The 26,624-nt window shown below is 66.9% G+C and carries 28 protein-coding genes; 10 read left to right on the top strand and 18 right to left on the bottom strand.

The window, feature by feature from the left end; genetic code table 11:
* Positions 1-7: 7 nt before the first annotated feature.
* On the bottom strand, positions 8-979 hold the full coding sequence (locus NY1_RS06530) for a 5'-3' exonuclease (protein WP_067709535.1): 972 nt from the start codon (positions 977-979) through the stop codon (positions 8-10).
* A 102-nt stretch (positions 980-1,081) separates the two neighbouring features.
* Here NY1_RS06530 and NY1_RS06525 point away from each other — a divergent pair, with 102 nt between their 5' ends.
* Positions 1,082-2,209, top strand: coding sequence for a M24 family metallopeptidase (locus NY1_RS06525; protein ID WP_067709460.1), 1,128 nt, complete (start codon positions 1,082-1,084; stop codon positions 2,207-2,209).
* Between the two features lie 133 nt (positions 2,210-2,342).
* On the opposite strand, the gene NY1_RS06520 is transcribed toward NY1_RS06525, so the two are convergent.
* The 3 genes from NY1_RS06520 to NY1_RS06510 form a co-directional block, all read right to left on the bottom strand.
* A complete protein-coding gene (locus NY1_RS06520) occupies positions 2,343-3,038 on the bottom strand; it encodes a type 1 glutamine amidotransferase domain-containing protein (protein ID WP_067709458.1) in 696 nt (231 codons plus the stop codon).
* A 63-nt stretch (positions 3,039-3,101) separates the two neighbouring features.
* Positions 3,102-4,031, bottom strand: a complete 930-nt coding sequence (locus NY1_RS06515) for an acetoacetate decarboxylase family protein (RefSeq protein ID WP_067709456.1) — start codon at positions 4,029-4,031, stop codon at positions 3,102-3,104.
* A gap of 94 nt (positions 4,032-4,125) precedes the next feature.
* Positions 4,126-4,701 (bottom strand): TetR/AcrR family transcriptional regulator, encoded by a 576-nt coding sequence (locus tag NY1_RS06510; RefSeq protein ID WP_067709454.1) that lies wholly within the window; start codon positions 4,699-4,701, stop codon positions 4,126-4,128.
* 88 nt (positions 4,702-4,789) lie between these two features.
* Here NY1_RS06510 and NY1_RS06505 point away from each other — a divergent pair, with 88 nt between their 5' ends.
* Positions 4,790-5,710, top strand: coding sequence for an NAD-dependent epimerase/dehydratase family protein (locus tag NY1_RS06505; protein ID WP_067709452.1), 921 nt, complete (start codon positions 4,790-4,792; stop codon positions 5,708-5,710).
* Here the strand turns inward: NY1_RS06505 and NY1_RS06500 are convergent.
* The 3 genes from NY1_RS06500 to NY1_RS06490 all read right to left on the bottom strand — a co-directional run bounded on the left by NY1_RS06500 (position 5,700) and on the right by NY1_RS06490 (position 7,411).
* Positions 5,700-6,302 (bottom strand): hypothetical protein, encoded by a 603-nt coding sequence (locus tag NY1_RS06500; RefSeq protein WP_157762079.1) that lies wholly within the window; start codon positions 6,300-6,302, stop codon positions 5,700-5,702. The two genes, NY1_RS06505 and NY1_RS06500, sit on opposite strands and share 11 nt — an antisense overlap.
* Positions 6,303-6,319: 17 nt before the next feature.
* Entirely contained in the window at positions 6,320-6,718 is a 399-nt protein-coding gene (locus tag NY1_RS06495; RefSeq protein ID WP_218028321.1) for a hypothetical protein, read from the bottom strand.
* Between the two features lie 114 nt (positions 6,719-6,832).
* On the bottom strand, positions 6,833-7,411 hold the full coding sequence (locus NY1_RS06490; RefSeq protein ID WP_067709450.1) for a pyridoxamine 5'-phosphate oxidase family protein: 579 nt from the start codon (positions 7,409-7,411) through the stop codon (positions 6,833-6,835).
* 242 nt (positions 7,412-7,653) lie between these two features.
* Between NY1_RS06490 and NY1_RS06485 the strand changes: the two genes are divergently transcribed.
* The gene (locus NY1_RS06485) at positions 7,654-7,902 is read left to right on the top strand and encodes a hypothetical protein (protein ID WP_169815312.1); all 249 of its coding nucleotides are present in this window, start codon (positions 7,654-7,656) and stop codon (positions 7,900-7,902) included.
* Between the two features lie 140 nt (positions 7,903-8,042).
* Here the strand turns inward: NY1_RS06485 and NY1_RS06480 are convergent, their stop codons facing one another.
* Positions 8,043-8,792, bottom strand: coding sequence for a hypothetical protein (locus NY1_RS06480; RefSeq protein WP_067709446.1), 750 nt, complete (start codon positions 8,790-8,792; stop codon positions 8,043-8,045).
* Between the two features lie 246 nt (positions 8,793-9,038).
* Here NY1_RS06480 and NY1_RS06475 point away from each other — a divergent pair, with 246 nt between their 5' ends.
* A complete protein-coding gene (locus NY1_RS06475; protein WP_157762078.1) occupies positions 9,039-9,623 on the top strand; it encodes a DUF6630 family protein in 585 nt (194 codons plus the stop codon).
* Between the two features lie 248 nt (positions 9,624-9,871).
* On the top strand, positions 9,872-10,228 hold the full coding sequence (locus tag NY1_RS41765; RefSeq protein WP_267888394.1) for an SgcJ/EcaC family oxidoreductase: 357 nt from the start codon (positions 9,872-9,874) through the stop codon (positions 10,226-10,228).
* A 461-nt stretch (positions 10,229-10,689) separates the two neighbouring features.
* On the opposite strand, the gene NY1_RS06470 is transcribed toward NY1_RS41765, so the two are convergent.
* Both NY1_RS06470 and NY1_RS06465 read right to left on the bottom strand, forming a co-directional pair.
* Positions 10,690-11,193 carry a VOC family protein gene (locus NY1_RS06470; protein WP_067709442.1) on the bottom strand — a complete coding sequence of 168 codons (504 nt, stop codon included), beginning with the start codon at positions 11,191-11,193 and terminating at the stop codon, positions 10,690-10,692.
* On the bottom strand, positions 11,190-12,317 hold the full coding sequence (locus NY1_RS06465) for an epoxide hydrolase family protein (protein ID WP_067709440.1): 1,128 nt from the start codon (positions 12,315-12,317) through the stop codon (positions 11,190-11,192). Before NY1_RS06465 ends, NY1_RS06470 begins: the two co-directional genes overlap by 4 nt.
* Positions 12,318-12,427: 110 nt before the next feature.
* Here NY1_RS06465 and NY1_RS06460 point away from each other — a divergent pair, with 110 nt between their 5' ends.
* Positions 12,428-14,200, top strand: a complete 1,773-nt coding sequence (locus NY1_RS06460) for a sensor histidine kinase (RefSeq protein ID WP_157762077.1) — start codon at positions 12,428-12,430, stop codon at positions 14,198-14,200.
* Between the two features lie 9 nt (positions 14,201-14,209).
* Here NY1_RS06460 and NY1_RS06455 read toward each other — a convergent pair whose 3' ends face one another.
* The gene (locus NY1_RS06455) at positions 14,210-14,815 is read right to left on the bottom strand and encodes a response regulator transcription factor (RefSeq protein ID WP_067709436.1); all 606 of its coding nucleotides are present in this window, start codon (positions 14,813-14,815) and stop codon (positions 14,210-14,212) included.
* A 91-nt stretch (positions 14,816-14,906) separates the two neighbouring features.
* Positions 14,907-15,323 carry a PPOX class F420-dependent oxidoreductase gene (locus tag NY1_RS06450; RefSeq protein WP_067709529.1) on the bottom strand — a complete coding sequence of 139 codons (417 nt, stop codon included), beginning with the start codon at positions 15,321-15,323 and terminating at the stop codon, positions 14,907-14,909.
* A gap of 78 nt (positions 15,324-15,401) precedes the next feature.
* Between NY1_RS06450 and dprE2 the strand changes: the two genes are divergently transcribed.
* Positions 15,402-16,166: a decaprenylphospho-beta-D-erythro-pentofuranosid-2-ulose 2-reductase gene (dprE2, locus tag NY1_RS06445; RefSeq protein ID WP_067709434.1), complete on the top strand. Its 765-nt coding sequence runs from the start codon at positions 15,402-15,404 to the stop codon at positions 16,164-16,166.
* Entirely contained in the window at positions 16,163-17,530 is a 1,368-nt protein-coding gene (gene cbiE, locus NY1_RS06440; protein ID WP_084534713.1) for a precorrin-6y C5,15-methyltransferase (decarboxylating) subunit CbiE, read from the top strand. Before dprE2 ends, cbiE begins: the two co-directional genes overlap by 4 nt.
* 3 nt (positions 17,531-17,533) lie before the next feature.
* Here the strand turns inward: cbiE and NY1_RS06435 are convergent, their stop codons facing one another.
* The 4 genes from NY1_RS06435 to NY1_RS06420 all read right to left on the bottom strand — a co-directional run bounded on the left by NY1_RS06435 (position 17,534) and on the right by NY1_RS06420 (position 23,532).
* The gene (locus NY1_RS06435; protein WP_067709429.1) at positions 17,534-19,633 is read right to left on the bottom strand and encodes an amylo-alpha-1,6-glucosidase; all 2,100 of its coding nucleotides are present in this window, start codon (positions 19,631-19,633) and stop codon (positions 17,534-17,536) included.
* The gene (locus tag NY1_RS06430) at positions 19,630-20,757 is read right to left on the bottom strand and encodes a glycosyltransferase family 4 protein (RefSeq protein ID WP_233434231.1); all 1,128 of its coding nucleotides are present in this window, start codon (positions 20,755-20,757) and stop codon (positions 19,630-19,632) included. Before NY1_RS06430 ends, NY1_RS06435 begins: the two co-directional genes overlap by 4 nt.
* 336 nt (positions 20,758-21,093) lie before the next feature.
* The gene (locus NY1_RS06425; RefSeq protein ID WP_067709425.1) at positions 21,094-22,110 is read right to left on the bottom strand and encodes a zinc-dependent alcohol dehydrogenase family protein; all 1,017 of its coding nucleotides are present in this window, start codon (positions 22,108-22,110) and stop codon (positions 21,094-21,096) included.
* Between the two features lie 66 nt (positions 22,111-22,176).
* Complete coding sequence (locus NY1_RS06420) at positions 22,177-23,532, bottom strand: TIGR01777 family oxidoreductase (RefSeq protein ID WP_067709423.1); 1,356 nt, start codon at positions 23,530-23,532, stop codon at positions 22,177-22,179.
* Between the two features lie 140 nt (positions 23,533-23,672).
* On the opposite strand from NY1_RS06420, the gene NY1_RS06415 reads away from it, so the two are divergent.
* The gene (locus tag NY1_RS06415; RefSeq protein WP_067709422.1) at positions 23,673-24,350 is read left to right on the top strand and encodes an HD domain-containing protein; all 678 of its coding nucleotides are present in this window, start codon (positions 23,673-23,675) and stop codon (positions 24,348-24,350) included.
* 11 nt (positions 24,351-24,361) lie between these two features.
* Positions 24,362-24,991: an HD domain-containing protein gene (locus NY1_RS06410; RefSeq protein WP_067709420.1), complete on the top strand. Its 630-nt coding sequence runs from the start codon at positions 24,362-24,364 to the stop codon at positions 24,989-24,991.
* On the opposite strand, the gene NY1_RS06405 is transcribed toward NY1_RS06410, so the two are convergent.
* Both NY1_RS06405 and NY1_RS06400 read right to left on the bottom strand, forming a co-directional pair.
* On the bottom strand, positions 24,931-25,992 hold the full coding sequence (locus NY1_RS06405; protein WP_084534703.1) for a GlxA family transcriptional regulator: 1,062 nt from the start codon (positions 25,990-25,992) through the stop codon (positions 24,931-24,933). The genes NY1_RS06410 and NY1_RS06405 overlap by 61 nt on opposite strands.
* Before the next feature lie 27 nt (positions 25,993-26,019).
* Positions 26,020-26,610: a hypothetical protein gene (locus tag NY1_RS06400; RefSeq protein WP_157762075.1), complete on the bottom strand. Its 591-nt coding sequence runs from the start codon at positions 26,608-26,610 to the stop codon at positions 26,020-26,022.
* Positions 26,611-26,624 lie beyond the last annotated feature (14 nt).

The following is a 26,624-nucleotide window of genomic DNA, read 5'->3' as shown; positions in this document are numbered from 1 at the left end:
TTCTGTATCAGCGCTTGGCCAGGGCGGAAAGCAGGCGCTTGACCGGGCTTTCGGCGTTGTAGGCGACGGCCAGGGCTTGGAGCGCGTCCGGGTCCGCGGGGGTGCGGGGGAGTAGGTCGGGGCCGGAGAATTCGACTTTCGCGTCCTGCACGACGCGGACGACCGGGGCGGCGGCCTTCAGATAGTCGTCGGCGGCAACGAGTTTCGCGCGCACGCCCTTGGCCATGTCGGAATCGGGGTCCGCGGCGGCGGCGCGCAGGGCCTCCACCGAGCCGAAGCGGGAGATGAGCTGGGCGGCGGACTTGTCGCCGATGCCCGCCACACCCGGCAGACCATCGGAGGCGTCGCCACGCAGGGCGGCCATATCGGCGTAGGCGGGACCCGCGATCGCTTCCGGCACACCGTATTTGGCCGACACCTCCGCCGGGCCCCACAGCTCGGCCTTGGACAGGCCGCGGCCCACATAGAAGACGCGCACCGGCGGGGCGGGGGTGTCGCGCACCAATTGCAGTAGATCGCGGTCCCCGCTCACCACGATCACCTCGCTGTCGCGCTCGACCGTGGCCAGGGTGCCGATCACATCGTCGGCTTCGAGACCGTCCGCGCCGGCCGTGGCGATACCGGCGGCCGCCAGCACCTCCATGATCATGTCGACCTGCGGGGTGAGGGTGTCGGGCACCTCCTCGGCCACCGAACCGTCTGCGGCAGTGACGGGTTGGTCCTCGGCGACCCGGTGCGCCTTGTACGACGGGATCAGATCGACCCGGAACCGCGGCCGCCAATCCAGGTCCAGGCACACCACCAGGCGGCTCGGCGCGTGCTGCTTGACCAGCGCGGCGACCATATCGGTGAATCCGCGCAGGGCATTGACCGGCCGCCCGTCCGGTGCGGTGATCTTCTCCGGAATCGCATAGAACGCGCGGAACCACAGGCTGGCCCCGTCGAGCAGCAGCAGCGGACCGGCGGCAGGGGTGCTCATGCCGTCCGACATTACCGGGACCTGGGGACATTATCGGTTTCCGGCCCCGGCGGGCCCCACTGGGCTGCACGTGGTTTGCCCGAACAGGTAGGTTGGATCGACATGAGCTCTCATGACGAGTCACGGTTCGCGGCACGGATCTACGGGGCGCGGTTGGAGCGGGCGGCGGAACTCGCCCGCGAGGCCCACCTGGACGCACTGCTCATCACCCCCGGACCGGATCTGCGGTATCTGATCGGTTCGCGAGCACAATCCTTCGAACGGCTCACCTGCCTGGTGATCCCGGCCAGCGGGGAGACCCCGTCGGTGGTGATCCCGAAACTGGAACTGGCCTCGCTGAAGGATTCCGCGGCCGGTGAACTCGGCCTGCAGGTGGTCGACTGGGTCGACGGCGTGGACCCCTACCGCATCGTCAAGAGCATCCTGAACGCGGGCGCGCGCACCGCCGTCGACGACGCCATGCCCGCCCTGCACCTGCTGCCCATCGCCGATCACCTTGGCGCACTGCCCATCTCGGCGACGCCGGTGCTGCGCGAGTTGCGAATGCTCAAGGACGACAGCGAGATCGACGCGCTGCGTCGCGCGGGTGCCGCCATCGACCGCGTGCACGCCCGCATGGGTGAATGGCTGCGCCCCGGCCGCACCGAGGCCGAAGTGGCGGCCGATATCGCCGCCGCCATCATCGAAGAAGGCCACACCGCAGCCGCTTTCGTGATCGTCGGCAGCGGACCGCACGGCGCCGACCCGCACCACGAGGTCTCCCAGCGGGTCATCGAACCCAACGATGTCGTCGTCATCGACATCGGCGGCCCCGTCGAACCCGGCTACTACTCCGACTCCACTCGCACCTACGTGCTCGGTGAACCCGAAGAGGAAATCGCCGACCAGATCGCTCTCCTGGAACGCGCCCAAGCCGCCGCCGTCGCTGCCGCCAAGCCCGGCGTCACCGCCGAATCCGTCGACGCCGCCGCCCGCGACGTGCTCGCCGCCGCCGGCCTCGGCGAATACTTCGTCCACCGCACCGGCCACGGCATCGGCCTCTCGGTTCACGAAGAGCCCTACATCGTCGCGGGCAACGACCTGGTCCTGGAACCCGGCATGGCGTTCAGCATCGAACCTGGCATCTACTTCCCCGGCCAGTGGGGTGCCCGCATCGAGGACATCGTCGTCGTCACCGCGGACGGCTGCGAATCCATGAACAAGCGGCCCCACGGCCTCACCCGCCTCTGACCCCGGCGAGTACTTCGGTTCGTCATTCCGCCGAACCTTGAAGCGTCTCACCGCCAAACGCCCCACCGCTGAGCATCGTTCAGCGGTGGGGCGGTTTCGTTTCGCCGGCTTCGGCAACCCGGCCATGATCGAGTCATGCCCCGCCCGCTAGGGCCTCGACGACCTTCCTGGCTGTGGCCTTGGCCGAGCCTGGGTTCTGGCCGGTGATGAGGTTGCCGTCGACGGCTGTGTAGGACACGAACGGGAGTAGCGCTTTCTCGTAGAGCGCGCCGCGTTGCTTGGCGCGTTCCTCGGCGTTGTAGGGCACCAGCTTGTCGACGCGGGCGAGCACTTCCTCTTGCCAGGCGAAGCCGGTCATGTGCTTGCCCGCGATGAGATAGGAGCCGTCGGACAGCTGTGTGTTGAGCAGTCCGCAATAGCCATGGCAGACCGAGGACACGATGTCACCACGCTCGTAGATTTCGCGGGTGATGCGTTGCAGCCCTTCGGAATCGGGGAAGTCGTACATCACGGCGTGGCCGCCGGTGAAGTAGATGGCGTCGAAGTCGGCGGAGTCGATTTCCTCGGGGCTGTTGGTGGTCGCGAGCAGCTCCATTTTCGCGGGGTCGGCGCGCCAGGCCTTGGCGGTCTTGTCGTAGTTGGGGAATTTCAGTGCTCGCGGCTCGAGCGGGGAGGGTCCGCCGGCCGGGCTGACCAGGGTCTGCTCGAAGCCTGCTTTGTCGAATTCGTGCCAGGCGTGGGTGAGTTCGGAGAGCCACAGGCCGGTGGGGTGGGATGGGTCGTCGTAATGACCGACATTGGTGACGACGTGGAGCACACGTTTGGTCATTGCCTGATCCTCCTTCATTCGGGGGCGAACGGCGGTGTGGTGGGCCCTCGTGTTGGGCAGCCCTCAGCTGCGATCCGGGACGGAGGTGGGCACCGGCATGTGCAGTGCCAGCTGGCCCTCGGTGGTGACGTCGAGCTGGATCGTCCGGATCGGTTTCAGTGCGCGCAGGCTCTCGCTCATCCGGCCCTCACCGAGCTGGAGGTTCAGGCCGCGGGGCAATCGCGTGGTGCCCGCGGAGAGCATGTTGATCTGGCTGGTCGTGGCGTGCCAGGCACCGTCGATCGTGGTGTAGGAGGTCAGGGTCGAGACGTGCGCGCCGGTAGGCTGCGCGGTCTGTTTCGGGGTGGGCGCCCAGAGGTCGAGGTCAAGGCCGCCCTGATCGTTGGAGATCCGGGCGGAGGTGCGCTCGGTGTCGATGTCGACGTCGAGCCGGGTGACCCACTTGGGGAAGCCGTAGCCGTCGTGGCCGCGCACCTGCGCGATCTCGGTGCTGACCGGCAGCGCGAGCACATAGGAGTGCAGGGAATCGTTCTTCAGCCCGGTGACCAGGTCGAACAGGCCCAGGCCCCGGCCGTGCCGCGCCGGCTTCACGGCGATGCCGACGGCGGCCTCGGTGTAGAAGTCGATGTCGCACACGTCGTAACGGAACGCCATCACCGACACGATCCCCAGCCCCGGGACGATCTCTAGTGGATCCAGTTCCTCGGGCAGGCGCGACCGGATCGCTTTGCTCGGCGCGAGCATCGTGAGCCGGGCCGTGGAGATGCGGTAGTAGAAGTTCGGCGTCAGCGTGGGGCCGATACGGGAATCCACGCGAGTCTTCGGCATCCGGCGGAAGAAATCGACGCTACCGACCCTTGGGTCTCGCGCGATTTCGTCGAGGTCGGTGTTCATCCGAAACCGGTCGTAGAGGCCACCTTCGGGAACGGTGACCAGACGACCTCCGAGCTCGACTTCCACGGTCCGGTCGGACAACTTGCCGGTTGATGCCATCGGCTATCCCCTCTGATGTATTCGGCGTCAACATCGAGGATTGCATGGCATGTGAGCACTGTCAACACTGCATATTCGGGAGCGCCTGGCTCGATCAGGAGCCGACCGACGCGATCGCGAGGAAGGCGCTGCGGACATGCTCGGCCACCTCCTCGCTCGACGTCGCGTGCAGCTTGCCGTCGAGATACAGGCAGGCCAGCCCATGTGCGAGTCCCCAGCCGGCCGACGCCAAGGCCGGGGCGTCCGCGTCGGGAAAAACCCGGCCGAGCGCGACGGTCAGCAGCTCGTGCAGAGCGCCGGCCGCCCTGACTCGCTCGTCGTCGGCATCGTCACACGGCTTGCCGAACATCACCCGGAACAGAGCCGGCCGCCGCAGCGCGAAAGCGACATAGGCGACCGCGAACTCGGCCAGGTCCTGCAGCGAGGCGGGCGGGTTACGCCCGTCGCCCAGGCTTGCCAGCAGGTCGCGGAAGCCCTCGGCCGCCAGCGCGGACTCCAGCGCGTCGCGGTCCTTGAAGTGGCGGTACGGCGCCGTCTGTGACACGCCGGCCTTGCGGGCGATCGCGCGCAACGAGAAGGGCTCGCCGGCCTCGAGCATTTCCATCGCGGCCGACACCAGCGCTGCCCGCAGGTCGCCGTGATGGTAGCCACTCTTCTCCAATGTTGACACCGATCACTTGCTCCTTCTACGCTGTGTTAGCACTGTAAACATATCGCACTTCAGGTGTGACCTGACCTCGCCACCTCGAGGAGACCCCATGCAGACCGTCCTCGGCGCCGGTGGACCGATCGCCGACGAGCTCGTCAACGAGCTCCACCGCAACTACACCAAGGACATTCGGCTCGTCAGCCGCAACCCATCGCGGGTCCATGACACCGACGAACTCGTGGCCGCGGACCTCACCGATGCCGAGGCCACCCGCCGTGCCGTCGCGGGCAGCGAGATCGCCTACCTCACCGTCGGACTGCCCCTGGACTCGCAGCTGTGGGAGCGTCAATTCCCCGTCATCATGCGCAACGTCATCGACGCCTGCGCCGAACACGGGACCAAGCTCGTCTTCTTCGACAACACCTACATGTACCCAGCGACGGCGGCGCCCCAGACCGAGTCGACAGCCTTCGCGCCGGGCGGTCGCAAGGGACGGGTGCGCGCCGAGATCGCCACCATGCTGCTCGAGGCCATACAGACCGGCCGGGTACAGGGCCTCATCGGCCGCGCCCCCGAGTTCTACGGGCCCGGCTCGACCAAGAGCTACACGAATTCACTGGTGTTCGACCGGATCGCAGCAGGCCAGCGGCCATTCGTCCCAGTCAATGCCCACGCCGTTCGCTCCCTGATCTGGACCCCCGACGCCAGCCGGGCACTGGCCCGGCTGGGCAACACCCCCGATGCCTACGGCCAGACCTGGCACCTGCCGGTCGATCCGAACCGGCAGTCCTACGCCCAGCTCATCGAGAGCGCCGGCGAGATCACCGGCCGCACGATCGGCTACACGGTGCTGCCGATGCTCGCTTTCCGCCTCGGACGACACATCGTCAAGACACTCGACGAAATGTACGAACTGCTCGACCGTTACCGCGACGACAACATCTTCGACAGCGCGAAGTTCACGACCCGCTTCCCCGACTTCCAGGTCACCACCTACCGGGAAGGGATCGAGCAGATCCTCACCGACTGACCGGCTCCCAGGGATCTACCCCCGCCACATAGGCGGCCGACTCGTCCTTCTCGTGTTGAAAGCGCGGGGCCACAAGGCTTTCGAACGAATCATCGCTGATCGGGTTCCGTGGCCACTCGTTGCGCAGCAGCTTCACCAGGAACTCGGCCATGCCGCACGGATACACCGCCCACTCGAGCCGCCCTCGCGCGTAGACCGCGACCGGCCATCGATCCGGGTCCGGGTCGGTCGTGACCCAGCACAGCGTGTCACCGGTACAGGTTCCACCCCAGATGAGCAGGTCCTCCCGCCGATACCGTCCCCGGTCCGCCGGAGCCCACTCGCACTCCCAACGGAGTGGGTCCTCCCAATCGGCCGCTGCGTCCGACATCCTGGCGAGCGTAGGGGCGTGCGACTGGGCCGAGGTGGCAGCAGGGACGAGAATGCTGACGATGTCCTCGATCGAGCCGTCGCCGAAGGCGGTCACGAAGGCCCGGTAGTCGGCCGGGAAAGAGATTGCGCAGGAACTCCAGTCGATGGTGTCACCGCAGGTCGGCCCGATGCACGACAGCACATCCGCGAGGCCGGCCAGCGCGGCCCGGTCCGCGCTCACCCGGCGCTCCCGAGCCATCATTCGTCCTTCGGATCGGTGATATTCGGCCGCCCATCCTCGACATGGACGACGTGCAGCTCGGTGCCGTCCTGATGACGCTTGGTACGACCGCACAGCCCGACTGCAATCTGCGAAGAATCGCGAGGCTCATCGGGACCGACGTAGGTGAGGACATCGTTGTGGTGCCCGGTGACCACCCATCCCTCCACATCCTTGGGATTGATCACGCCGAAATCGCCCGCCGCCGATCCGGCACGAGCCGGGCCGAACTCCGCCAGGATCGTGGTGGCTTGCTCGGCCAGATCCCCATCCGGAGCGGTGAGCACGACACAGGTGCCGTGCTCGAAAAGCACCCACGACTTGCGGGGATCGGCGAGCAGCTGTCGCCAGACGTCGGTAAGTAGTCCTGCGTTCATGGCAAACATCATTGCGCAGACCACTGACTTGTCCGGTTTCCGTTGCGGTGCAAGCCTGTTCGACGTTCTGGCTAGATGCTGAAGGGGCAGCCGGAAGATGCGCTCCGATGGTTCCTAGCGAGGCACGTGGGACGGCACCGGATGATCCGGATCCAGCGCGGGAAGGCCATCGATGCTGTGTCCGTTGTCTCCGGCGATCCGCCCCGCGAACTTCTCCTCTGGCTGCCTGGCGTGATGGGCGTCGAGGACTGGCCGTTCGCCGACGAGCTCGTAATAGGGAACGGAGTACCCACACGAGTCGGCGATGCGCTCGAGGTGGACGACGATGACCGCGCGGATCCCCGGATGGTCGAGTCCGAAATGCGTTCGTAGCTCAAGGAATTCGGGGCCGTCGGGTCGCACGACACGCCCTGAGCCGAACAACCGCAGAATCCGGGAGTTGCGCGTGAACGAGCTCAACATGATCGTGATACGGCCATTCTCGCGTAGGTGCGAGATCGTCTCCACACCACTGCCGAACAGATCCAGGTAGGCGACAGTGTGATCGTCGAGTACCGCGAAGGTGTCCTGGTACCCCTTGGGCGACAAGTTGACTCGCCCGCCCTGCGAAGGCGCCGTAGCGACGAAGAACATCGCTTGCGCCTCGATGAACTGCCGCAAGGATTCATCCAGATGCGGAAACTGCTTGGCCATGGGCTCCCCTTCCCAGTCGCTTTACTTGCTCACCCTAACGGCGTCATGGTCATCCACCTGAGTTAATACTCACCCTGAGGTGAGGGCTCCAAACACACGAGCGAACCCCCATACGCTGCGGACAGCTCGAATGGCCGCTGCGGGTCGATCTGCGGGAGCTCCTCGCAGACTGGTTCGACACACGCGGGTAGCGGCAAGTTAGTGGGTTTGCGAGTATGATCCTGGGTGCGAAGATCACCCGTATGAATGAACCCGTCGACTCTCGAATCAGGGATGCGGCCCTACCGTTCCTTCAAGGAAGGACTTCGGTCTTCGGGTTCTGGGGCGACTTCAACGCCGCAGTACAAGCCATCACGAAGGATCGTCCGCTGCGCGGGCTGGAGATCGATCTCTTCGACGTTCTCGAGCAGTGGGAAACCACGATCTTCGAGCTTCGCCCCGATGTTGTCGACCAGATGCGCCGCATCGCGAGAGATGCGGCGGCGGGCTAGTTCAAGCCGAAAGCGGCGGTAGCGGATGTTCATCGCGTGGACGAATCCGGACACGCTGACCGATGACTAAGGCAGGGGATTTTCGCAGCTGAGGAGGTGCACTCGCCGGCTAGCTCAGCCTGCGACGAGTATCGACGCGTTCATTCCATTGCGCTGTGCCTGCCATGGCGTGGCGGGCTCTGCTGGGACCGGTGATAGTGCCACAGGCCAAGGCCGATACCAGCGACACATCCTGCCGATGCCGCGAACAGACCCCAAGGCGTGGACCAGCTCTCCTGCAAGGGATCCCGTAACAGCAACAGGGCAGCGGCGAGAAGCGCCGCCGCGTGGAAAGCCAGTGCAACGCAGACCGCTTCGCGACGTGGCGCGTGGCGGGTGCGGTCGCGCTCGAGCCACCACAATGCCGCACCCATCAACCCGAACCCCGCGCCACCGAGCGCGTAGCCCAGCGACAGGAACAATGCGACGGCGGGCGAGCGGGTGGTCTGCACCCGAATATCGAAGGCGCCCACCGCAACGGTGCTCCCGCGCCATTGTTCGAGCATGACGGGCGTACCGGAGCGTGCGCGGCGGACGATCGGGTTGTCGCGCGGGAACTCGATGCGGGAGGTGCCCTCTGCCGCGGTCGCAGTCAGCTCATAGGTCGAGAACCGGGACAGGCGTTCACGGATGACCGTCCCGGTAACCTTCGCCGCGATCTGCCGGTGAGATTCCGCCTGGTAAGCATGCAGATTCCCTCCGTTCTGAATGGCTGTGACCACCCCCGCCACGAACACCACCCACCCGAGCACGCCAAAGATCTGCAATACCCAGAACTTCCAGGCGACACGCTTCCACCACGCAGCCGGTACACCCCGCCGCACGCCGTCGCCTTTGTCGGAACCGGTCATACGACTTATCGTGCGCAGACCGCGGCTCCACGCATCGCAGGACATGCCGAGCGGAAACATTCCGGCCGGTGGCCGAGCAACGCGCACACCATTGATCTTCCGGGGTACTGCGCTGGCCGGTTCGGTCAGCGCGAAATGCGGTATGACAGGACGTCGTAGTATCACCGCCGCCTGATTCTCATCTGTCCGTTCTCGCCTCTAGGCTGCGGTAGAGCTGCAAGGTTGCGATTGTTCCGGAGGTACCTGTTGTCAGAGCCCGTCATCACACGGCCGTTGTCCCCGCCGCTGTCGGCGGAACACGCCTTGATGTCGATGGCTGTCGCGCTCGCCCCGGACGAGGGCTGGGCGTTCTCGTTGGTTTCGCTGGTATCTGATTCCCTCAACTCCCCTGAGCAGGTGCGCGCGGACTATCCCCGCTGGCTCGATGTGCCATCGTGGTCGAATCACGAACTGGCACGCGAAGCCCTCCTTACAGCACTGACCGGCAACCTGTGGGCCTTGGAGCCCCTCGTCGCCGGATTCGACTGGCGCGCCAGCGCACAACAGATCCACCGAGGACTGCGGCAACTGTTCTTGTCCCCGTTGGCCACCTGGGAACCCGACCCTCGCGACGACTACGCCGAGCCGGACCCCGACGCCGCCGCGCCGTACCTGCGCAAGGCCGCCCGCCGGAGCAGAGCGGCGGGAATGGCGTTGTTCTCCATCGACATCGGTGACTCGTTCACTCTGGGCTTCGTCCGCTCCGATCGGGCCGACCTACTCGTTTCCGATGCTGCGCGTGCGGGGTACACCAGAGCGACGGACCAGATATTCCGGCTGGTCGACGGGTAGCCCCACCCCTGCCTCCCTGTGCCGGAATCGGCATGTGCACGCATTAATCCACCGCATCCATGGAGGTTCCTACCGCCCGGGACGCGTCCTTAGCGAGACCGCCAAGAAGGCCCCGGCCGACGGCTTGACCTCAACAATGGTTGATGTTTCACGATCAATTCATGCCTGATGACACCGAGGTGATCCGAGAACTGTTCGATCGCTACACCGAGCTCTGGGTTCAGCACAGGATGGGGGAGTGAGGAGAGCTGTTCACCGAGGACTGCGACTTCATCACCCATCGGGGCGTGTGGTGGCGGTCGAGGGAAGAGAATGTGCGCGGGCACGAGGATGTGCCCGAATCCGTTCTGGCGCAGAAGAAAAACTACAGTCAAACGGTTGTCGGTATCCAGCCGCTCGCTCCCGGAGTGATGTTGGTGCACACCGTATGGGCGTGGCCCGATCACGTCCTGCCGGGCTCTCCTGTAGGCGAGGATCGCCGGGGTCTCATCACCGCGATACTCGTACAACAGTCGGGGCGCTGGTTGATCCGGGCTGCACAGAACACACGACTCAACGGTCTGGATGACTTCGCATCGGCCGGGCCGCAGGTCAGCTCCCCATGAAACTGTCCCCTGGGGAGATGCCACCCCTGGTGGACTCGGGGAGCGGTCCGCGTCGATATTCGTCGACGTAGGCGATGCGCCACCGCGGCCAGTCCAGATACTTGTCGCCAGCCGACTTCCGGTAGCGCCGATACTGGGAGCGCTTCGTCCTTACCAGGGACTTCCTCGCCTCACGAGCGGCTTTCTGAGCTGCCCGCTCGCCCCGTTTGCGTTCGGCGTCTGTGAGTTCCAGCGGCGGATCGGCGAAGACGCCCGATCGTATCCAGCGCACAGTGGACCATCCTGGGAGTGAAATGCAGGGCGTTTCTCCCCGCGACACGCTCGATGCTAAGGATCCGGGAGACCAGCTGCTATCGGGCGATTGCCTTAATCGTATCGGCCGGATCATGTTGTGGGCCATACAGCGCCGACCACAGTGGTCGGCGCTGCGGGCGTCGGCACCCTTGAACTCCGGCTCGAATTCAGTTGAGCGGGGATTGTGTTGCGCCGCTGTCGAGTTCGCGGTGCAGGGACTCGCGGGTGTAGCGCAGATTGCGCGCGTAGGCGGGGTCCTGCCAGCGGCCGGCCATTGTTTCCGCTGTCACTTTCTCGAGCCGTTGATGTACCGACCAGATGTTGTCCCAAGGATCGGCGAAGCGGGCGACGAGTTCGCCGAAGGCCAGTGCGGTGGGTTCGGTGATCGAGCGGGCCCCGGCGCCGAGTGCCTTGTTGTAGACGGCTTCGGTGTTGCCGATATCGACCCGTAGGAACTGCGGTGCGGGTGACCATTGCGGCTTGCGATCGAACATGGTCACCACCGTGTTGCCGATGCGGGCTTGCGCATGGCTGACGGCGCCGTCGTCGTCGAGGATGCGCACGAGTTCGGCGGCGCGGAAGACGGCGGTGAGGAATTCGAGGAAGGCCGCGGTGTCCGGCACGATGAGCCACGGAGTGACCGTTGCGCGGCCCTCCGGGTCCGGCGTCATTCGATGGCGCCCAGGCTGCGGAAGAACGCACGCACATCTGCGACGAAGAGGTCGGGTTGTTCCATCGGCAGGAAGTTGCCGCCCGCTTCGAGTTCGGTCCAATGGGTCACGGGCGCATCGCGTTCGGCGAAGCGGCGGATGGTGATGTCGGTCGGAGCCAGGGCCACTCCGGTCGGCACGATCCCGGGTTCGCGTGGGGTCCAGGCGTCGGGGTTGTGGGCGTTGTCGAAGTAGAGGCCAGCCGATGATCCGGCGGTGCCGGTGAACCAGTAGAGGCACACATTGGCGAGCAGATTGTCCCGGCCGATCGCGTCCTCCGGCAGTTCGACGGCGGGGTCGGTCCATTCGCGGAACTTCTCCACGATCCACGCGAGCTGACCGACCGGGGAATCATGCAGACCGTAGGCCAGGGTCTGCGGGCGGGTGGACTGCTGGATGGCGAAGCCCATCATGTCGTCGCGGAAGTGCTGCAGTTTGCCCAGGCGCGCCATCTCGGCGTCGGTCAGGCCGTCCATCTCGCCGTCCTGCCCGATCGGGAAGGCGACATGGCCGTTGACATGCACGCCGACAACGCGTTCGTGCGCCTGCCGTCCGATTTCCACCGCGTCCCAGGCGCCGCCGCCCTGCCCTTGCACGCCGTACCGCTGGTACCCGAGACGGGACATGAGTTCGATGAACGCGGCGGCGATCCGTCCGGCATGCCAGCCGGCGGTGGCGAGCGGACCGGAGAACGCGACGCCGGGGATGCTGGGAATCACGAGGTGGAAGTCTCGCGAGAGCGGTGCGACGACCTCGCGGAAGATCATGAACGAGGCGGGCCAGTCGTGCAGGAGCAGCAGCGGAACGGCCTCGGGGTTGTCCGATCGCACGTGCGCGAAATGGATTGTCTGGCCGTCGATTTCGGTGGTGAACTGGGGGAGCTCGTTCAGTTCGGCTTCGGCGGTGCGCCAGTCGAAGCCGTCGGCCCAATAACCGGCGAGCTGCTGGAGGTAGTCCACGGGTACGCCGCGGTCCCAGCCCTGGCCGGGAAGCTCGCCGGTCCATCGGGTGCGGCGCAGGCGATCACGCAGGTCATCGATGTCGGCCTGCGGGATGTCGATCTTGAATGGCTGAATTTCCGTCATATGAGTAGTGTTCGCCGCGCAGGTAGCTGAGCGGCAGTGTCCGATGCAGCAATGCCCGTGCAAAATGCACATTCCTGCGTGATGCGTACGACCGGTGCTGGAGGCGAGCGGTGGGCCGACAGCCCGGATGGATACTTGTCGTGGTCATGCTGCTCGGGCAGCTGATGGCCCGCGGCGGCGCGCTGATAGGCGCCTTCGACCCCTCGCCTTTCGCGGTGTTCGGAGTCGTTGTCCTGGTGGCGATTATCGCGGTGCAGGGTCTGATCAGCACCGGTCGGTGGCGGCCGAAGGAATTGCTGTGGCTGCAGGCGATATTGGTCTTCGCGCCGTATCTCTGGCTGGGCGCGGCGTGGGGTCCGGTCGCGGGCCTGCTTGGTGCCGCGATCGCGCTCACGCTCCGGCCGCGGCTCGCCTGGTCGCTGTTCGGTGCGGTCGTCATCGCCGAGACCGCAGTTAACTGGGCACTGGGTGGTCCGTTCGAAGCAGCCAACGCTGTCGTGGTCGACCTCAATGTGGGTCTGACGTTCTTCGCCGCGGTCTATCTGGTCCGGCAGCTCGGCCGAACCGCCCGCGAACGCGAGAAGCTGGCCGCCATCGCGGTTGCCACCGAACAGCTGCATACGGCGGCGCGGCTGCAGGACACCCTCGGCGCGGAGCTCGGGGTGATCATCCGGGAGATCCGGCGTCCATCTGCCGAGGTGGAATTGACTCGGGTCGCTGACGCGAGCAGGAAGGCGCTCGGTACCGTCCGGTCGGTCGCCGATGCCCAGCGCACCGCGATTCCGACGCCCGCACCCGCACAGCGGCAGACCTCGGGGGCTCGGTTCGCGTGGTGGTGCCTGCTGTTTCTCTTGCTCGATCACTGTGCCATGACATTGGTGAATCTTGTTCAGCTCCACGTCGACCGCCGTGGGTTCGCGCTGATCATCACCCTGATGATCGGCGCCGGCGCGCTTCAGCTCTATCACGGCGCGCCCCGTACCGCCGATACCGAGCCGCGAGCCTGGCCGTGGACGCTCGCGTTGCACGGTGTGGTCGTGTGGCTCGCGATCGTGCTCCCGCCCTGGCCCGCGGCCGCAAGTTTCGCACCGTTCGTGCTGATGTTCGGCGCGGTGGTCGTGCGGATCCGAGCGGTGTGGGTGTGGGTACTCGTCGTGGCCGCCGTGGTGACGACCGGGTTGACGTTTCAGTGGCCCGGCATTCATTTCGGGTGGCGCATCTACTGGAGTGTCACGCCCGTGGTCACCATCGCTTATGTCTACGTGTTGTGCCGCATCCCCGAAGTGAATCGAGAGCTCTATCGGACGCGCGCGCAGGCAATGCGGATGGCCGTCGTGGCCGAACGGCTCCGAGTCGCCCGCGATGTCCACGACTTGCTGGGGCAGACACTGTCGGCGCTCACTCTCAAAGCAGAGCTCGCCGCCCGCCGGTCGCCCGCGGAACCCGTCGACGAGCTGCGGCAGCTGGCGGGACTGGCGGACCGGGCGCTCGAGGAAGTCCGATCGATCGCCCGCGGACCCGCCGACCTGTCCTTGGCCGAGGAGATCGCCGGTGCCCGTTCGGTTTTGGAGGCGACCGGAGCCGAGGTCGGCATCGATGTCGCGCCGGAGACCCCCGACAGCCGGGTACTCGCGATCGTCCTGCGCGAGGCGGTCACCAATATCGTGCGCCACTCCGAAGCGGACCTGGCCTCGATCCGGGTGACGGCCGACGATAATGCGATGCGGATGCAGATCACCAATAATCGCGCGGCATCCGGCCCGTCGGAACGTCAGGGCACCGGCCTGACCAATATGACCGCCCGCCTCACCGAATCCGGTGGAAACCTTGCGACGCAGAGGGATTCGGACCGGTTCACCCTCACCGCCACCCTGCCCAGGTGAGCGCGCGGCTCACAGCCAGCCGGCTCCGGTCGCGAGATTGATCGCATCCACTCGATTACGGGCGTCGAGCTTGGTCACCGCGGACGCCAGATAGTTCCGGACCGTGCCATAACTCAAATGCAATCGGGCGCCGACCTCGCGCGGTGAGGCGCCGGTGGCCAGCTCGCGCAGCACATCGGTCTCGCGTTCGGTGAGCGGACTGTCGGCCACATCCAGCGTCGCGTAAGCCAGCTGCGGATCCAGCACGCGCCCACCTCGGGCCACCACGCGAATCGCATCGACGAGATCCTGTGGGCGCGCGTCCTTGAGCATGAACCCCGCGACCTTGGCGGCGATACCCCGGCGCAGATTCCCGGGCCGCCCGACACCGGTCAGGATGAGCACCCGGCACGTGGGCAGCCGATCCCGCAACAACTCGGCCGCCTGCAAACCGTCCATTCCCGGCAACTCGATATCGAGCACCGCCACATCCACCCCGTGCCGCATCGCCGCGGCGACGGCTTGCTCCCCGGACTCCACACCGGCCACCACCTCGAGGTCGTCCTCGAGCTCGAGCAAGCCGATCAGCGCCTCGCGCAGGATGCGGACATCCTCGGCGACCAATACACGAATCACCGCAGAATCATCCCGGATCTCTTCGAGCGGTCGGCGACGGGTAGCCCGGAGCCGGACCGAATCGATTCCGGCAGCCCACTCCGCATCCGGGTCAGGATGCGGTGGGCTTGAAGCCGCTGCTGGAGAGGACCTTCTCCACGGTGATGGCGATGACCACGCGGGTCGGGTTTTCCCGCGGCTGCCGGTAACGGCCGGCGTAGCGCTCCTCGGCCTCGGCGACCGAAGCCGGGTCGTCCAACACGGTGGCCTTGCCCTCGAGGGTGATCCAGCGTGCACCGTCGACTTGGCTGACCGCCGCGTATCCGGAGCGGCGCGCATTGCGGACCTTTACCGACGCACCATCGGCGATCACGCGCACCACGCCCGCGTCCGGATCCCAGGTGAACCCGACCGCGACCACGTGCGGGGTGCCGTTGGCGCGCAGGGTGGTGAGGGTCGCCAGGTGGCGTTCGGTGACGAATTCGGTGGCGGCAGGCGTCAGTCCGGGGCGGGTGGAGGTGGTGGTCATGGCCATGACGCTAGCAATCGGCGGTTTCGACACGCTCGCCACGCGGTGTGTTCCGGGGCGGATGGCAAACTGTGGGCCATGGCATTCGGATCATCACGGGACGTCGACGCGGGCGTCATTCTGTTGTTGGGTGGACGCAGTGAGATCGGGCTCGAGGTGGCTCGGCGGCTGGCACCGGGGCGTGTGGTGATTCTGGCGGCGCGCCGCAGCGACGATCTGGAGAAGCAGCGCCGTGAGTTGCTGACCGCCGAGGCGAGCGCGGTGCAGACGGTGGAATTCGATGCCGACGATCTGGGCGGGCATCAGGCGCTGCTGGAGAAGGTGGTGGCCGAGCACGGACGGATCGGCGTGGCGGTGCTGGCGTTCGGGATCCTCGGGGATCAGGCTCGCGCGGAACAGGATCCGGCGCATGCGGTGGCGATCGTGCACACCGACTATGTGGCACAGGTGAACATGCTGACCCTGCTCGCGAATCTGTTGCGGGAGCAGGGAGATGGGCAGCTGGTGGCGTTCAGCTCGATCGCCGGTATCCGGGTGCGCCGGGCGAACTACGTCTATGGCTCGGCCAAGGCGGGCTTGGACGGTTTCGTCAACGGTCTCCAGGATGCGTTGCACGGCAGCGGGATTCACCTGCTGCTGGTGCGTTCCGGGTTCGTCATCGGCCGTATGACGGCGGGCATGGAACCGGCTCCCATGTCCAGCACTCCGGACCAGGTTGCCGACGGTGTGATCGCGGGCCTGTACAAGCGGTCCCGCATCGTGACGGTGCCCAAGCGCCTGAAGCTGGTCTTCATCGCCATGCGCCTTGTCCCGCAGTCGCTGTGGCGACGAGCGCCGCGATGAGCGACGCCACCGCTGGTCGGCAATCGGACGAGAGGGGAGGTCGCTCGTTCTCGAGCACCAGCGCGGGTGCGACCTCATCTCGCAGCAATGGCGGGGCCGGATGGACGCTGCCGAGCGGCGGTGACGGCGTTGTCGAGTTGCCTCCCCAAGCTGGCGTCATCGCCGTGGTCGGTATCGGCGCGGACGGGTTCGACGGACTGGGCGGGGCTGCGCGGCGGGAGATCGCGGCGGCGGAGGTGTTGTTCGGGTCTGGGCGGCAGCTGGAGTTGGTGCCTGCTGAATCCTGCGGTGCCGAGCGGGTGGCGTGGCCGTCGCCGCTGGTACCCGCGTTGCCGGGATTGCTGCGGCAGTTCGCGGGACGGCGTATGTGTGTGCTCGCCAGTGGCGATCCCATGTTCTACGGGATCGGCGTGACGTTGGCGCGGTTGGTCGGTCCGCATGCGCTGCGGGTGCTGCCGCAGCCGTCGTCGGCCTCGCTGGCGTGTGCGCGGCTGGGCTGGGCGTGGGCGGAGACGCCGGTGGTGAGTGCGGTGGGGCGGCGGATCGAGACGGTGTTGCCGGAGTTGGCGGACGGGCGGCGGGTGCTGGTGCTCAGTTCCGATGCGGCGACGCCCGCGCAGTTGGCGAATCTCCTGGCGGCCAATGGATTCGGCGGGTCGCGGCTGACGGTGCTCGAACAGCTGGGCGGGCCGGGGGAGCGCGTGTTCGACGGTACCGCCGCGGACTGGACGCATCCTGTCGGCGACGCGCTGAATATTGTTGCGGTCGAAGCGATATCGGATCTTGGAGCAGTCCGGCTGACCCGCCTGCCGGGCCTGCCCGACACGGTCTACGGCGGCGATGGCCAGCTCACCAAAGCAGAGGTGCGCACCCTGACCGTCGCCGCGCTGGCTCCTGCACCAGGTGAACTCCTGTGGGATGTCGGCGGCGGTTCCGGCACGATCGCGATCGAATGGTGCCGTACCGATTCCTCCTGCCGCGCAGTGACTTTCGAACAGCACGACAGCCGCCGCAAGCAGATCACCGAGAACGCGGCGCAACTCGGCGTACCGGGCATCGAGGTACTGGGTGCCGCCCCGGACTCCTTCGGCGACCGCCAAGCCCCCGACGCGGTGTTCATCGGCGGCGGGCTCACCCAGCCCGGCATGTTCGACGCCTGCTGGGACCGCCTGCGCCCCGGCGGCCGCCTGGTCGCCAACGCCGTGACCGCCGAATCCGAGGCCCTGGTCACGAGCCTGGCCGCCGCCCACGGGGGTTCGCTGCGCCGCTTCCAGATCTATCGCGCCGAACCCCTGGGCGGCTTCACCTCCTGGCGTCCCCAGCTCCCGGTCACCCAATGGTCGGTGGTCAAGCCCACCGGGTGACCCTCACTGCTCCTCGAGCCGCCAGTCATCGGGCAGCCCGATGACTTTCGCGCTCGTCCCGGTGGCCTCGATGGTGATGGTCGCCGACCCCAGCCGCAGATCCGCCAGCCGCACCGTGCCCGCGCGTTCGGGCAGACGCGGCGCGATGGTGAGGGTGCGGCTGGGTGCATCGGGTTGCAACCCGAGGAACGAGCGCATGAGCAGCAGCGGCGCCGCGCTCGCCCACGCCTGCGGCGAACACGAGGTGGGATACGGTACGGGCGAACGGAATTCGGTCCGCGCGAAGCCGCAGAACAGCTCCGGCGGCCGCGCGCCGTATTCGAGAATCGCTTCGAGCAGCCCGGTCGCCAGCCGTTCGGCCAACTGCATCGCACCGGGAATATGCCGGTAGCGCAGCAGCCCCGCGATCGCGATGGCGGTGTCATGCGGCCACACCGAACCATTGTGGTATCCCATGGGATTGAACCGGCTGGCAGTGGAAGACAGTGTGCGCAAACCGAATCCGCTGTTGAGATCCGCGCCCCCGAGCCGCTCCACGAGTTCGGCCGCCCGCTCATCGGGCACGATCCCGGTCCACAGGCAATGCCCGGGATTGCTGGACACCGCGTCGACCTGCCGTTTCCGGCCGTCCAAGGCGAGCGCGTAACACCCTTCGCCAGCCATCCAGAACGCCTCGTCGAACCGCTCACGCAACTCCTGCGCCGACTCCCGCAGCCGCGCCGCGGTGCCGTGATCGCCGAACGCCTCCGCCAGATCGGCCCGCCCGAGCCGCGCGGCATAGGTGTACCCCTGCACCTCGCACAACGCGATCGGCGGTTCGGCCAGCTGCCCATCGGCGAATCCGACAGCGTCCCAACTGTCCTTCCATCCCTGATTCGCCAGTCCGCGATCGGTCTTGCGCCGATACTCCACGAACCCGTCCCCGTCACCGTCCCCGAACGTATCGATCCACGTCAACGCCGCATCGGCCGCCGGCAGCAGTTCCCGGATCGCCCCCGGCTCCACGCCCCAGCGCAGGCATTCGGCCAGCAGCATCACGAACAACGGCGTGGCATCGACACTGCCGTAGTACACGCTGCCGCCCAGCACCCGTTCACTGCCGGGCCCGTACCGCCGCTCGTGCATGATCCGCCCCGGTTCCTCCTCGGTTACCGGATCATCTTCCGTCCCTTGCAGTTTCGCCAGCTGTCGCAGCGTCCCCACGGCCAGCGCGGAATCGAGCAGCAATGCCATCCACGAGGTGAGCAGGCTGTCGCGCCCGAACAGCGCCATGAACCACGGCGCGCCCGCCGCCACGTACGCCGTCCCGTCCTCGGGATCGTCGAGCCGCAGCGCCCCCAGATCGGTTTCGGTGCGCTGCAGGATGGTGTTCAGCCCGCTGCCGCTGGCGGTCAGCGCGGTGGTGGTCGCGCGCCACTGCCGGATCTTGTAGGCCGGGCTGTCCTCGTCGGTGGCATCGAATTTCATCGGCGCCGCATGATGTTCGACGATGGGCTGGCAGTGCACCACGGTATGCCAGGCCCCGCGCGCGGGCACCAGGATCTGCCACGACAGCGATCCGGGCTGGATCTCCGGTTCCCCGTCGGCGGTGATGGCCAGTTCGCGGCCGGAGCCGCTGCGCCCGGTGAGCCGCAACGCCCCTTCGGCCACACTGTATTCGCACCCGTGCCCGTGACCGCGGCCTTCCTTGACCGCGAACAGATCCGCGAAATCGGCGTCGGCGGTCAGGGTTACGGTCATGGCGGTGTCCTCGGCGCCGAGATTGTGCACCGTGATGGCCTCGCGCATGCCCTCGCCGATCATCCGCCGTCGCTGCACCAGCACGGTCGCGTCGGCCACGCCGTGCGGCGGCGGTTTGCGCGCCACGAAGCGCGCCCGGTACGGATCGCGCAGCACCACCGAAAGCTGTTCCGGTGGTTGCCCGTCCAGGCGCAGTTCCCAGCGGGTGAGCACCCGGGCATCGCGATAGAACAGGCCGTGCGCGGTGCCCGGGTGGATGTCGCCGAGCTGATCGGACAGGCAGAAGGTGCTCGCCTCGACCAGCGTGACCAGACCGGTGCCGCCGTCGATGGGGGTCGGCGGCCCGGCATTGAGCACCGTCACGGGTACACGCTCGGCAACTGGGTGTCGCGGGGCGCGATCACCGGTTCACGACGGCGTTCGGCGGTGCGAATAACGGTGTGCGCGGGCCGGTTCGGGGCCTTGGCGACGGCCCGATGGTAGGCCGCTTCGTAGCCGGCGGCGAAACGGTCGGTGGCGAAGAGCCGTTCGACGCGTTCGCGGCAGGCGAAGGGATCGATCTCCCCGATGCGCGCGATGGCGTCGGGCAGCTCGTCCGGATCGTCGCAGATGAACCCGGTGACGCCGTGCTCGATCACCTCTTCGACCGCGCCGCCGCGCAGCGCGATCACCGGGGTGCCGCACACCATGGACTCGATCATCACGATGCCGAACGGCTCCTCCCACTGGATGGGGAACAGCAGGCAGCGCGCGCCGGCCAGCAATTGCCGCTTCTCGGTCGCGTCGGCCTCACCGAACACATCGTCGTCCGGGGTCAGCAGCGGGCGCACGAACTCGTCGAAGAAAGCGCGTTCGGGCGGCTCGTTGCATTTGCCCGCGAGGATGAGGCGCAGTCCGGCGGCATGGGCGGCTTCGAGGGCCAGATGCGGTCCCTTGTACGGCGCGTACCGGCCCAGGAACAGCGCGTAATCCATTTTCTCCGGCCGGAAAGGCCATTCCTCGGGCCGGATCGCATTGTGCACGCGCCCAATCCAGTTCAGGTCCGGCGCCAGCTCCCGCTGCCGGTCGCTGATCGCCACCAGCCGCACACTGCGATCGAATGCCCGGTAGTACTCGTACATTTCGGCATCGACGGGCCCGTGCACGGTCACCACGGTCGGAATGCCGAGCATGCGATACGCCGCCGCATTGCCGGGCCCGGCGAAGGTGTGGTCGTGCACCACGTCGATCGGATGCCGCCGGTGCAGTTCCTCGACCACCTGCCACGCCTTGAGTGCATTGACGATCTCCGGATACGGCTGGCCCAGCTGCTGGGTCTGCGGCTCATCCCACACCCGCACGAAATCGGCCTTGGTGCCGGCCCGGCCCGCACCCAGCAAGGTCACCCGATGCCCGTGGTCGACCAGTTCATCGGCCAGCGCGGCCACCACCGCCTCGACGCCGCCGTATCCGGCGGGCGGAATATCGAAATACGGGGGAGCCACCAGAACAATATGAAGGGAATTGTTTTCCGAATTGCCGAGCCGAAGCGGTGCGGGATTACCACGTTTGCTGCTCAGCAGCTCCAACGCACTTCGTATCGAAGCATCGGGGGAAAGCTTGTTACTCATTTCAAAACTCCTCGTCGTTGAGGTTGAATTGAGCCAAACCGCCCTCCACACTGTCACTGCGACGTGCGCACAGCAAGGAAGAATGTCCTGTTCACACCGGTTCGTGATCACATGGTTATAGGTATGTTTATGCCCGGTCGATACGGGGTAACACCATTAATCACCCCCGCATTTTTTCCCGTGTTTCGCACGGAACCGCGGGCGGGGCGAAACTCAGGGCAGCAGCAGTGTTTTGATGGCTCGCCGTTCATCCATCGCCCGATAGCCTTCGGCCACCTCCGACAAAGGCAGGGTCAGATCGAACACCTTGCCCGGATCGATGCGCCGCTCGAGCACCCGCGCGATCAGATCGGGCAGGAACCGCCGCACGGGCGCGGGCCCGCCGCGCAGACCCACGTGGGTGCGGAACAGCTCCTCACCGCTGATCTCGACATCGTGGGGAACGCCGACGAATCCGACGGTGCCGCCGACCCGGGTGGAATGCCGGGCCTGCACCATGGATTCGTTCGTGCCGACGCATTCGAGCACCGCGTCCGCCCCGACCCCGCCGGTGAGGTCCTTGATCCGCGCGACGCCCTCCTCGCCCCGTTCGGTGACGATCTCGGTGGCACCGAATTCCAAGGCCAGTTTCTGACGCGACTCGTGCCGGCTCATGGCGATGATGCGTTCGGCGCCGAGCTCCTTCGCGGCGAGCACGCCGCAGAGCCCGACCGCGCCGTCGCCGACCACCGCGATGGTCGAACCGGGGCAGACCTGGGCGGCCACCGCCGCGTACCAGCCGGTGCCCATCACATCCGACAAGGTCAGCAGGCTCGGGATCAGATCGGCCTCGGGCTGGTCGGGGAGTGCGACCAGGGTGCCGTCGGCCTGGGGGATGCGGATCAGCTCGGCCTGGCAGGTGCCCATGAAACCGCCATGGGTGCAGGCGGATTGGTATCCGTACCGGCAGTTCGCGCAGGTGTTGTCGGAGTAGGCGAACCCGCCGACCACGAATTGGCCCGGCCGCACCGAGGTGACTTCCGCGCCCACCTCTTCCACGATGCCGACGTATTCGTGACCGATGGGCCGGGGCTTGGTGACCGGGTTGATGCCGCGGTAGTTCCACAGGTCCGAGCCGCAGACGCAGGTGGCGGCGGTGCGGATGATCGCATCGGTGGGTTCGGTTATGCGTGGATCGGGGCGCTCTTCGAAACGGATGTCGAACGGCGCGTACAGGACGGTGCCTCGCATGAGCAAGATCGTACGGGAGCGGTGGTGGGCGGGATCCGTGAGGCGTGCCCACCACCGCACCCGTGGTCAGTCCGGCTGATTCGTGCCCAGCAGGTGGCTCAGCGTGGAGCTCAGATCCGGTGTGCGGAAATGATGTTCGGCGGCGAGGAGCCGGGTCGGCGAGACGTGCTGGCTGGCATTGGCCAGTTCTTGGGCGCCCTGTTTGCCCAAGAGCAAGGCCGGGCCGAAGCTGGGGACCGGGAGCAGGGCGGGGCGATGCAGGGCGGCGGCCAGCGTCTTGGTGTATTCGCTGTTGCGCACCGCCTCGGGGGCGACGGCATTGACCGGCCCGGACAGCTCGGTGTCCCACAGCGCCCGGTGGTAGATATCGATGAGATCGTCGATGCCGATCCACGACAGCCATTGCCGGCCGTCGCCGATGCGGCCGCCGAGCCCGAGCGAGAACAACGGGCGCATGAGACGTAAGGTCCCGCCGCGCGGTGATTGCACGATTCCGGTGCGCACCTTCACAACTCGGGTACCACTGTCGGCGGCCGGGCCGGTGGCGTCCTCCCAGTCGCTGACCACATCGGCCAGAAAACCCGCACCGCGCTCGCTGTCCTCGGTCAGGACGGTGTCGCCGCGGTCGTAGCCGTAGATGCCGATCGCCGAGGCGCTCACCAGCGTGGGCACGCCGGTCTTGGCCGCCAGTTCGGCCAGTTTCCGGGTGGGGCCGATCCGGCTGTCGGCGATCTCCCGGCGATGCTGCTCGGTGAATCGGCCCGCGATCGACGCGCCCGCCAGGTGGATGACCGAGTCGACGCCGTCGAGCAGGCCGGGGTCGGGCGCATCCGGATTCCATTGCCACTCACCGTCATCGCGCGGCGCGTGCCGGACCAGCCGCACCACGGTGTGCCCGCCGGTGCTCAGGAACGCCGCGAGCGCGGTGCCGACCAGTCCGCTCGCGCCGGTGATCGCGATGACCGAGGGACCGAACCCGTGCCGGGCGGCACGCTGGTGCGCGGCGAGATCATCGGCCAATTGCCGGTAGCGGTAGTCGAACGTCGCCGACAGCAGCGCCTCGGGAATCGGCGTATCGATCCGGTCGATGACGCGGGTGTGCCCGTCGTCCACGGCCTCGAATTCGTGGGTGTGCCGCCAGCGCACCGCCAGCGCCGCGGGCAGCGACGCCAGCCCGTCGCGCGCGATCTCGTCGACGAACCGATACGGCGGCGCGTACCCGTCCGGGTCATGGCGCGCCACCCAGCGCAATCCGCCCGGCAACCCCAGCACCGCCCGCCCCCGCGCGAGCGAATCCGTCTCCTCGCGTAGCGATATGGGCTGCCACGGTGGCGTGAGGCGCGTGAACGCACCGGGACGCGCGTACCAGTCGAAGACCTCCGACAGCGGCGCGGGAACAACGGCGGACCGTTCGATACCCATGCCTCGACTCTAGCGTGACTGGCCAGTTTTTAGCGATATCCGGCATTCCGGCCACTTTTCGGGTGTCCGGGGCGCGGTGAGAATCGAGAAGCTCGATCGAACAGAGCACGGTGGGGATGCGTCCCCGGGAGAGGATCACCATGACTATCGACGCTGCCGCCCGCGCCGGGTTCGCGGTTCCGGATACCGAATTGGCCACTGCCGCAGACGCTCTCGCGCGTTCGGTGTCGCCGACGTTCGTGTACAACCACACGGTGCGCAGCTACCTGTTCGCGCGCGAGCTCGCCGCCGCATCGGGTTTGCGGGCCCAGGTGGACTACGACGAGGAACTCGTCTACGTGGCCTGCATTCTGCACGACCTCGGGGTGACCGAATTCGCCAACAACGACAAGCGTTTCGAAGTCGATGGCGCGGACGCGGCGGCGGCGTTCCTCACCGCGCGCGGGGTGGAACCGGCCCGGGTGCAACCGGTGTGGAATGCGATCGCGCTGCACACCAGCGATGGACTGGCACCCCACTTCGGCCCCGTCGAGGCCGTCACGCAGCAAGGGATCGCCGCCGACATCCTCGGCTTCGGCAAGCAGCAGTTGCCAGCCGGATTCGCCGAGCGGGTGCACGCCGCGTGGCCTCGCGAGAATCTCGGTTACGCACTCGGTGAGCTCATCGCCGCCCAGGTGCACGCGAATCCGGCGAAGGGTAGCCCGCACACCTTCCCCGGGCAGCTGCGCTCGCTGTACTACAAGGACGCACCGGAACTCACCTGGTTCGACTTCGTCGCCGGGGCGGGCTGGGGCGACCCGACGCCTGCGGCGCACTGACAGGAGCGGCGATGACTTCACTCGAACTGCCCGAAAGCCCACTGGCCGAAGCGGTTCTGTCCGTCGTACGTTCCTCGGAGTCGGCTTCGGTCGCCAACCACAGTATCCGCAGCTTCTTCTTCGCCGAGCTGCTGGCCGCCCATGAGGGCGCGCTGACCGACGCCGCCTACGACCGGGATCTGCTGTTCGCGGCGACCGTCATGCACGACCTGGGCGCCGGTGAACTCGCCAAGGGCACAACACGTTTCGAGGTGGAAGGCGCGGACCTGGCCGCAGCGGTCCTGCGACAGCACGGGGTGCCGGAAAAGGACGTCGATGCGGTCTGGGAGGCGATCGCACTGCACACCTCGCCCGGCATCGCCGAACGGCGCGGCCTGCTGGCCTATCTCACCCGGGGCGGGATCGGAATGGATTTCGGGCGCGGCGCCGAAATCGCCGCAGCCGTGGGGGAGCGGATCCACACCGCCTATCCACGCCTCGACATGGTGCGCTCGCTGGTCGACGCGATCGTCGAACGCGCATCCCGCTCGGACGCCGCGGCACCGCGCTACACCCTGGGCGGTGAGCTGTTGCGTGAACGTCAGGAGCGCGGTGTGACCGATATGGAACTCGCCGCCGCGTCCTGCCTGTGGGGCGAATAGCGCCCCCACATCGACTCCGGCCTCGCCGGATGCGCCGACTCGGCCGGGCGAGCGGTGCGAAAATTGGCCCGGTAATGGTGCGGCGCGATACCGGTATGCCGGGTGAAATGGTGGCGCATCGCGGTCGCGGTCGCGAATCCGGTACGGCGGGCGACGATTTCGACGGAATGATCGGTCGTCTCGAGCAACTCCCGCGCGTACCGGATCCGCGCGTGCAACAGCCACTGCAAGGGCGTGGTCCCGACCTGTGCCCGAAAATGTCGATTGAGACTGCGCACGCTTAACGCGGCGTGATCGGCGATCTCCGCCAGCGTCAACGGCCTGTCCAGATTGGCGGTCATCCAATGCAATGTGTCGCCGAGACCGCTCGCACCCGAACCCGGATCGGGATGAACGATGAATTGTGCTTGCCCACCTTGCCGTTGGGGCGGCATCACGATGTGACGCGCGGTGTCGGCCGCAACCGCCGCCCCCAGGTCATTGCGCACCAAATGCAGGCACATATCCAGGCCGGCAGCGACTCCCGCGGAAGTGCACAAATTGCCATCCTCCACATACAGCACCGCCGGATCGACGGTCACGCGCGGATAGCGCCGCGCCAGCTCAGCCGCATCCTGCCAATGAGTGGTCGCGCGCCGGCCATCGAGCAACCCCGCCGCCGCCAGCACGAACGCGCCATTGCACACCGAAGTGATCCGCACGCCCCGAGCCCAGGCGGCCCGCAGCCCGTCCAGCACCGCCCCCTCGGGCTCGCTCAGCGGATCGCTGAGACCAGGCACAACGATCGTGTCGGCATCCGCGAGCGCCTCCAGCCCCCACTCGGTACGCAACTCGAGCGCCCCGAAACTGCTTGCAGTGCGCACACATCGCCCCGGCGCCGCGATCCGTATCTCGTACACCGGGCTGTCGACCATGAGATTGGCGGTGCCGAACACCTGCCCCGGAATCGCGAGGTCGAAGCCCACCACCCCATCCAGGGCCAGCACGACAACAGGTCTCATGGCTAGATTTTAGCGAACCGCATATTTCTAGCCATCGGGACGCTCTCGCTTCGAGAGCCGAACGAGCACGTAGATATTGGCGATCGCGATCACCAGCTGCGGGGTGACCGCGAGCAGGGCCGCCGGCGGCGAATACATCGGATGCCACTCGTACGGCCGCGAGCCGGAGCCGAAAGCATCGCTGAGAACAGCAACGACGACCAGGACGCACACGATCACAGCAGCCCCACCGGCCACCCTCGCGAACCAACTTCCCCTGCGAATGTCGTTATTTTGCAACGCAATCGCCCCGACCAGTGCCACCACCGCCAACGGGCCGAGTACGCACAGCGTCGAGAGCCCGAGGAAGTTGCTCATGGCGAGAATCTTCCCGACCCGTGTAGTGGGTTGATCCACAACCTTTTCGGCGATGACCGTCCCGGCAACGAACGCCATCGGCAGCAAAGCCACCACAGCAACCCTGATCGGATTCCCCGTCCGCCACCCCGGTTCACTCACCGCCGACCCGATCACCTGCGGGGCATCGGATTCATTCGTTCCTGCTGGTTCCACCTCGCCAGCCTGGCACAGAACCGTCCACAACGACCGAAACGCATTGCCGCCGAACGCGGTACGCAAACCCCCTATAAGCG

The sequence above is a fragment of the Nocardia yamanashiensis NBRC 100130 genome, assembly GCF_001613325.1.
GTDB classification, from domain to species: Bacteria; Actinomycetota; Actinomycetes; order Mycobacteriales; family Mycobacteriaceae; genus Nocardia; species Nocardia yamanashiensis.
This window is presented reverse-complemented; position numbering and strand designations above follow the sequence as displayed.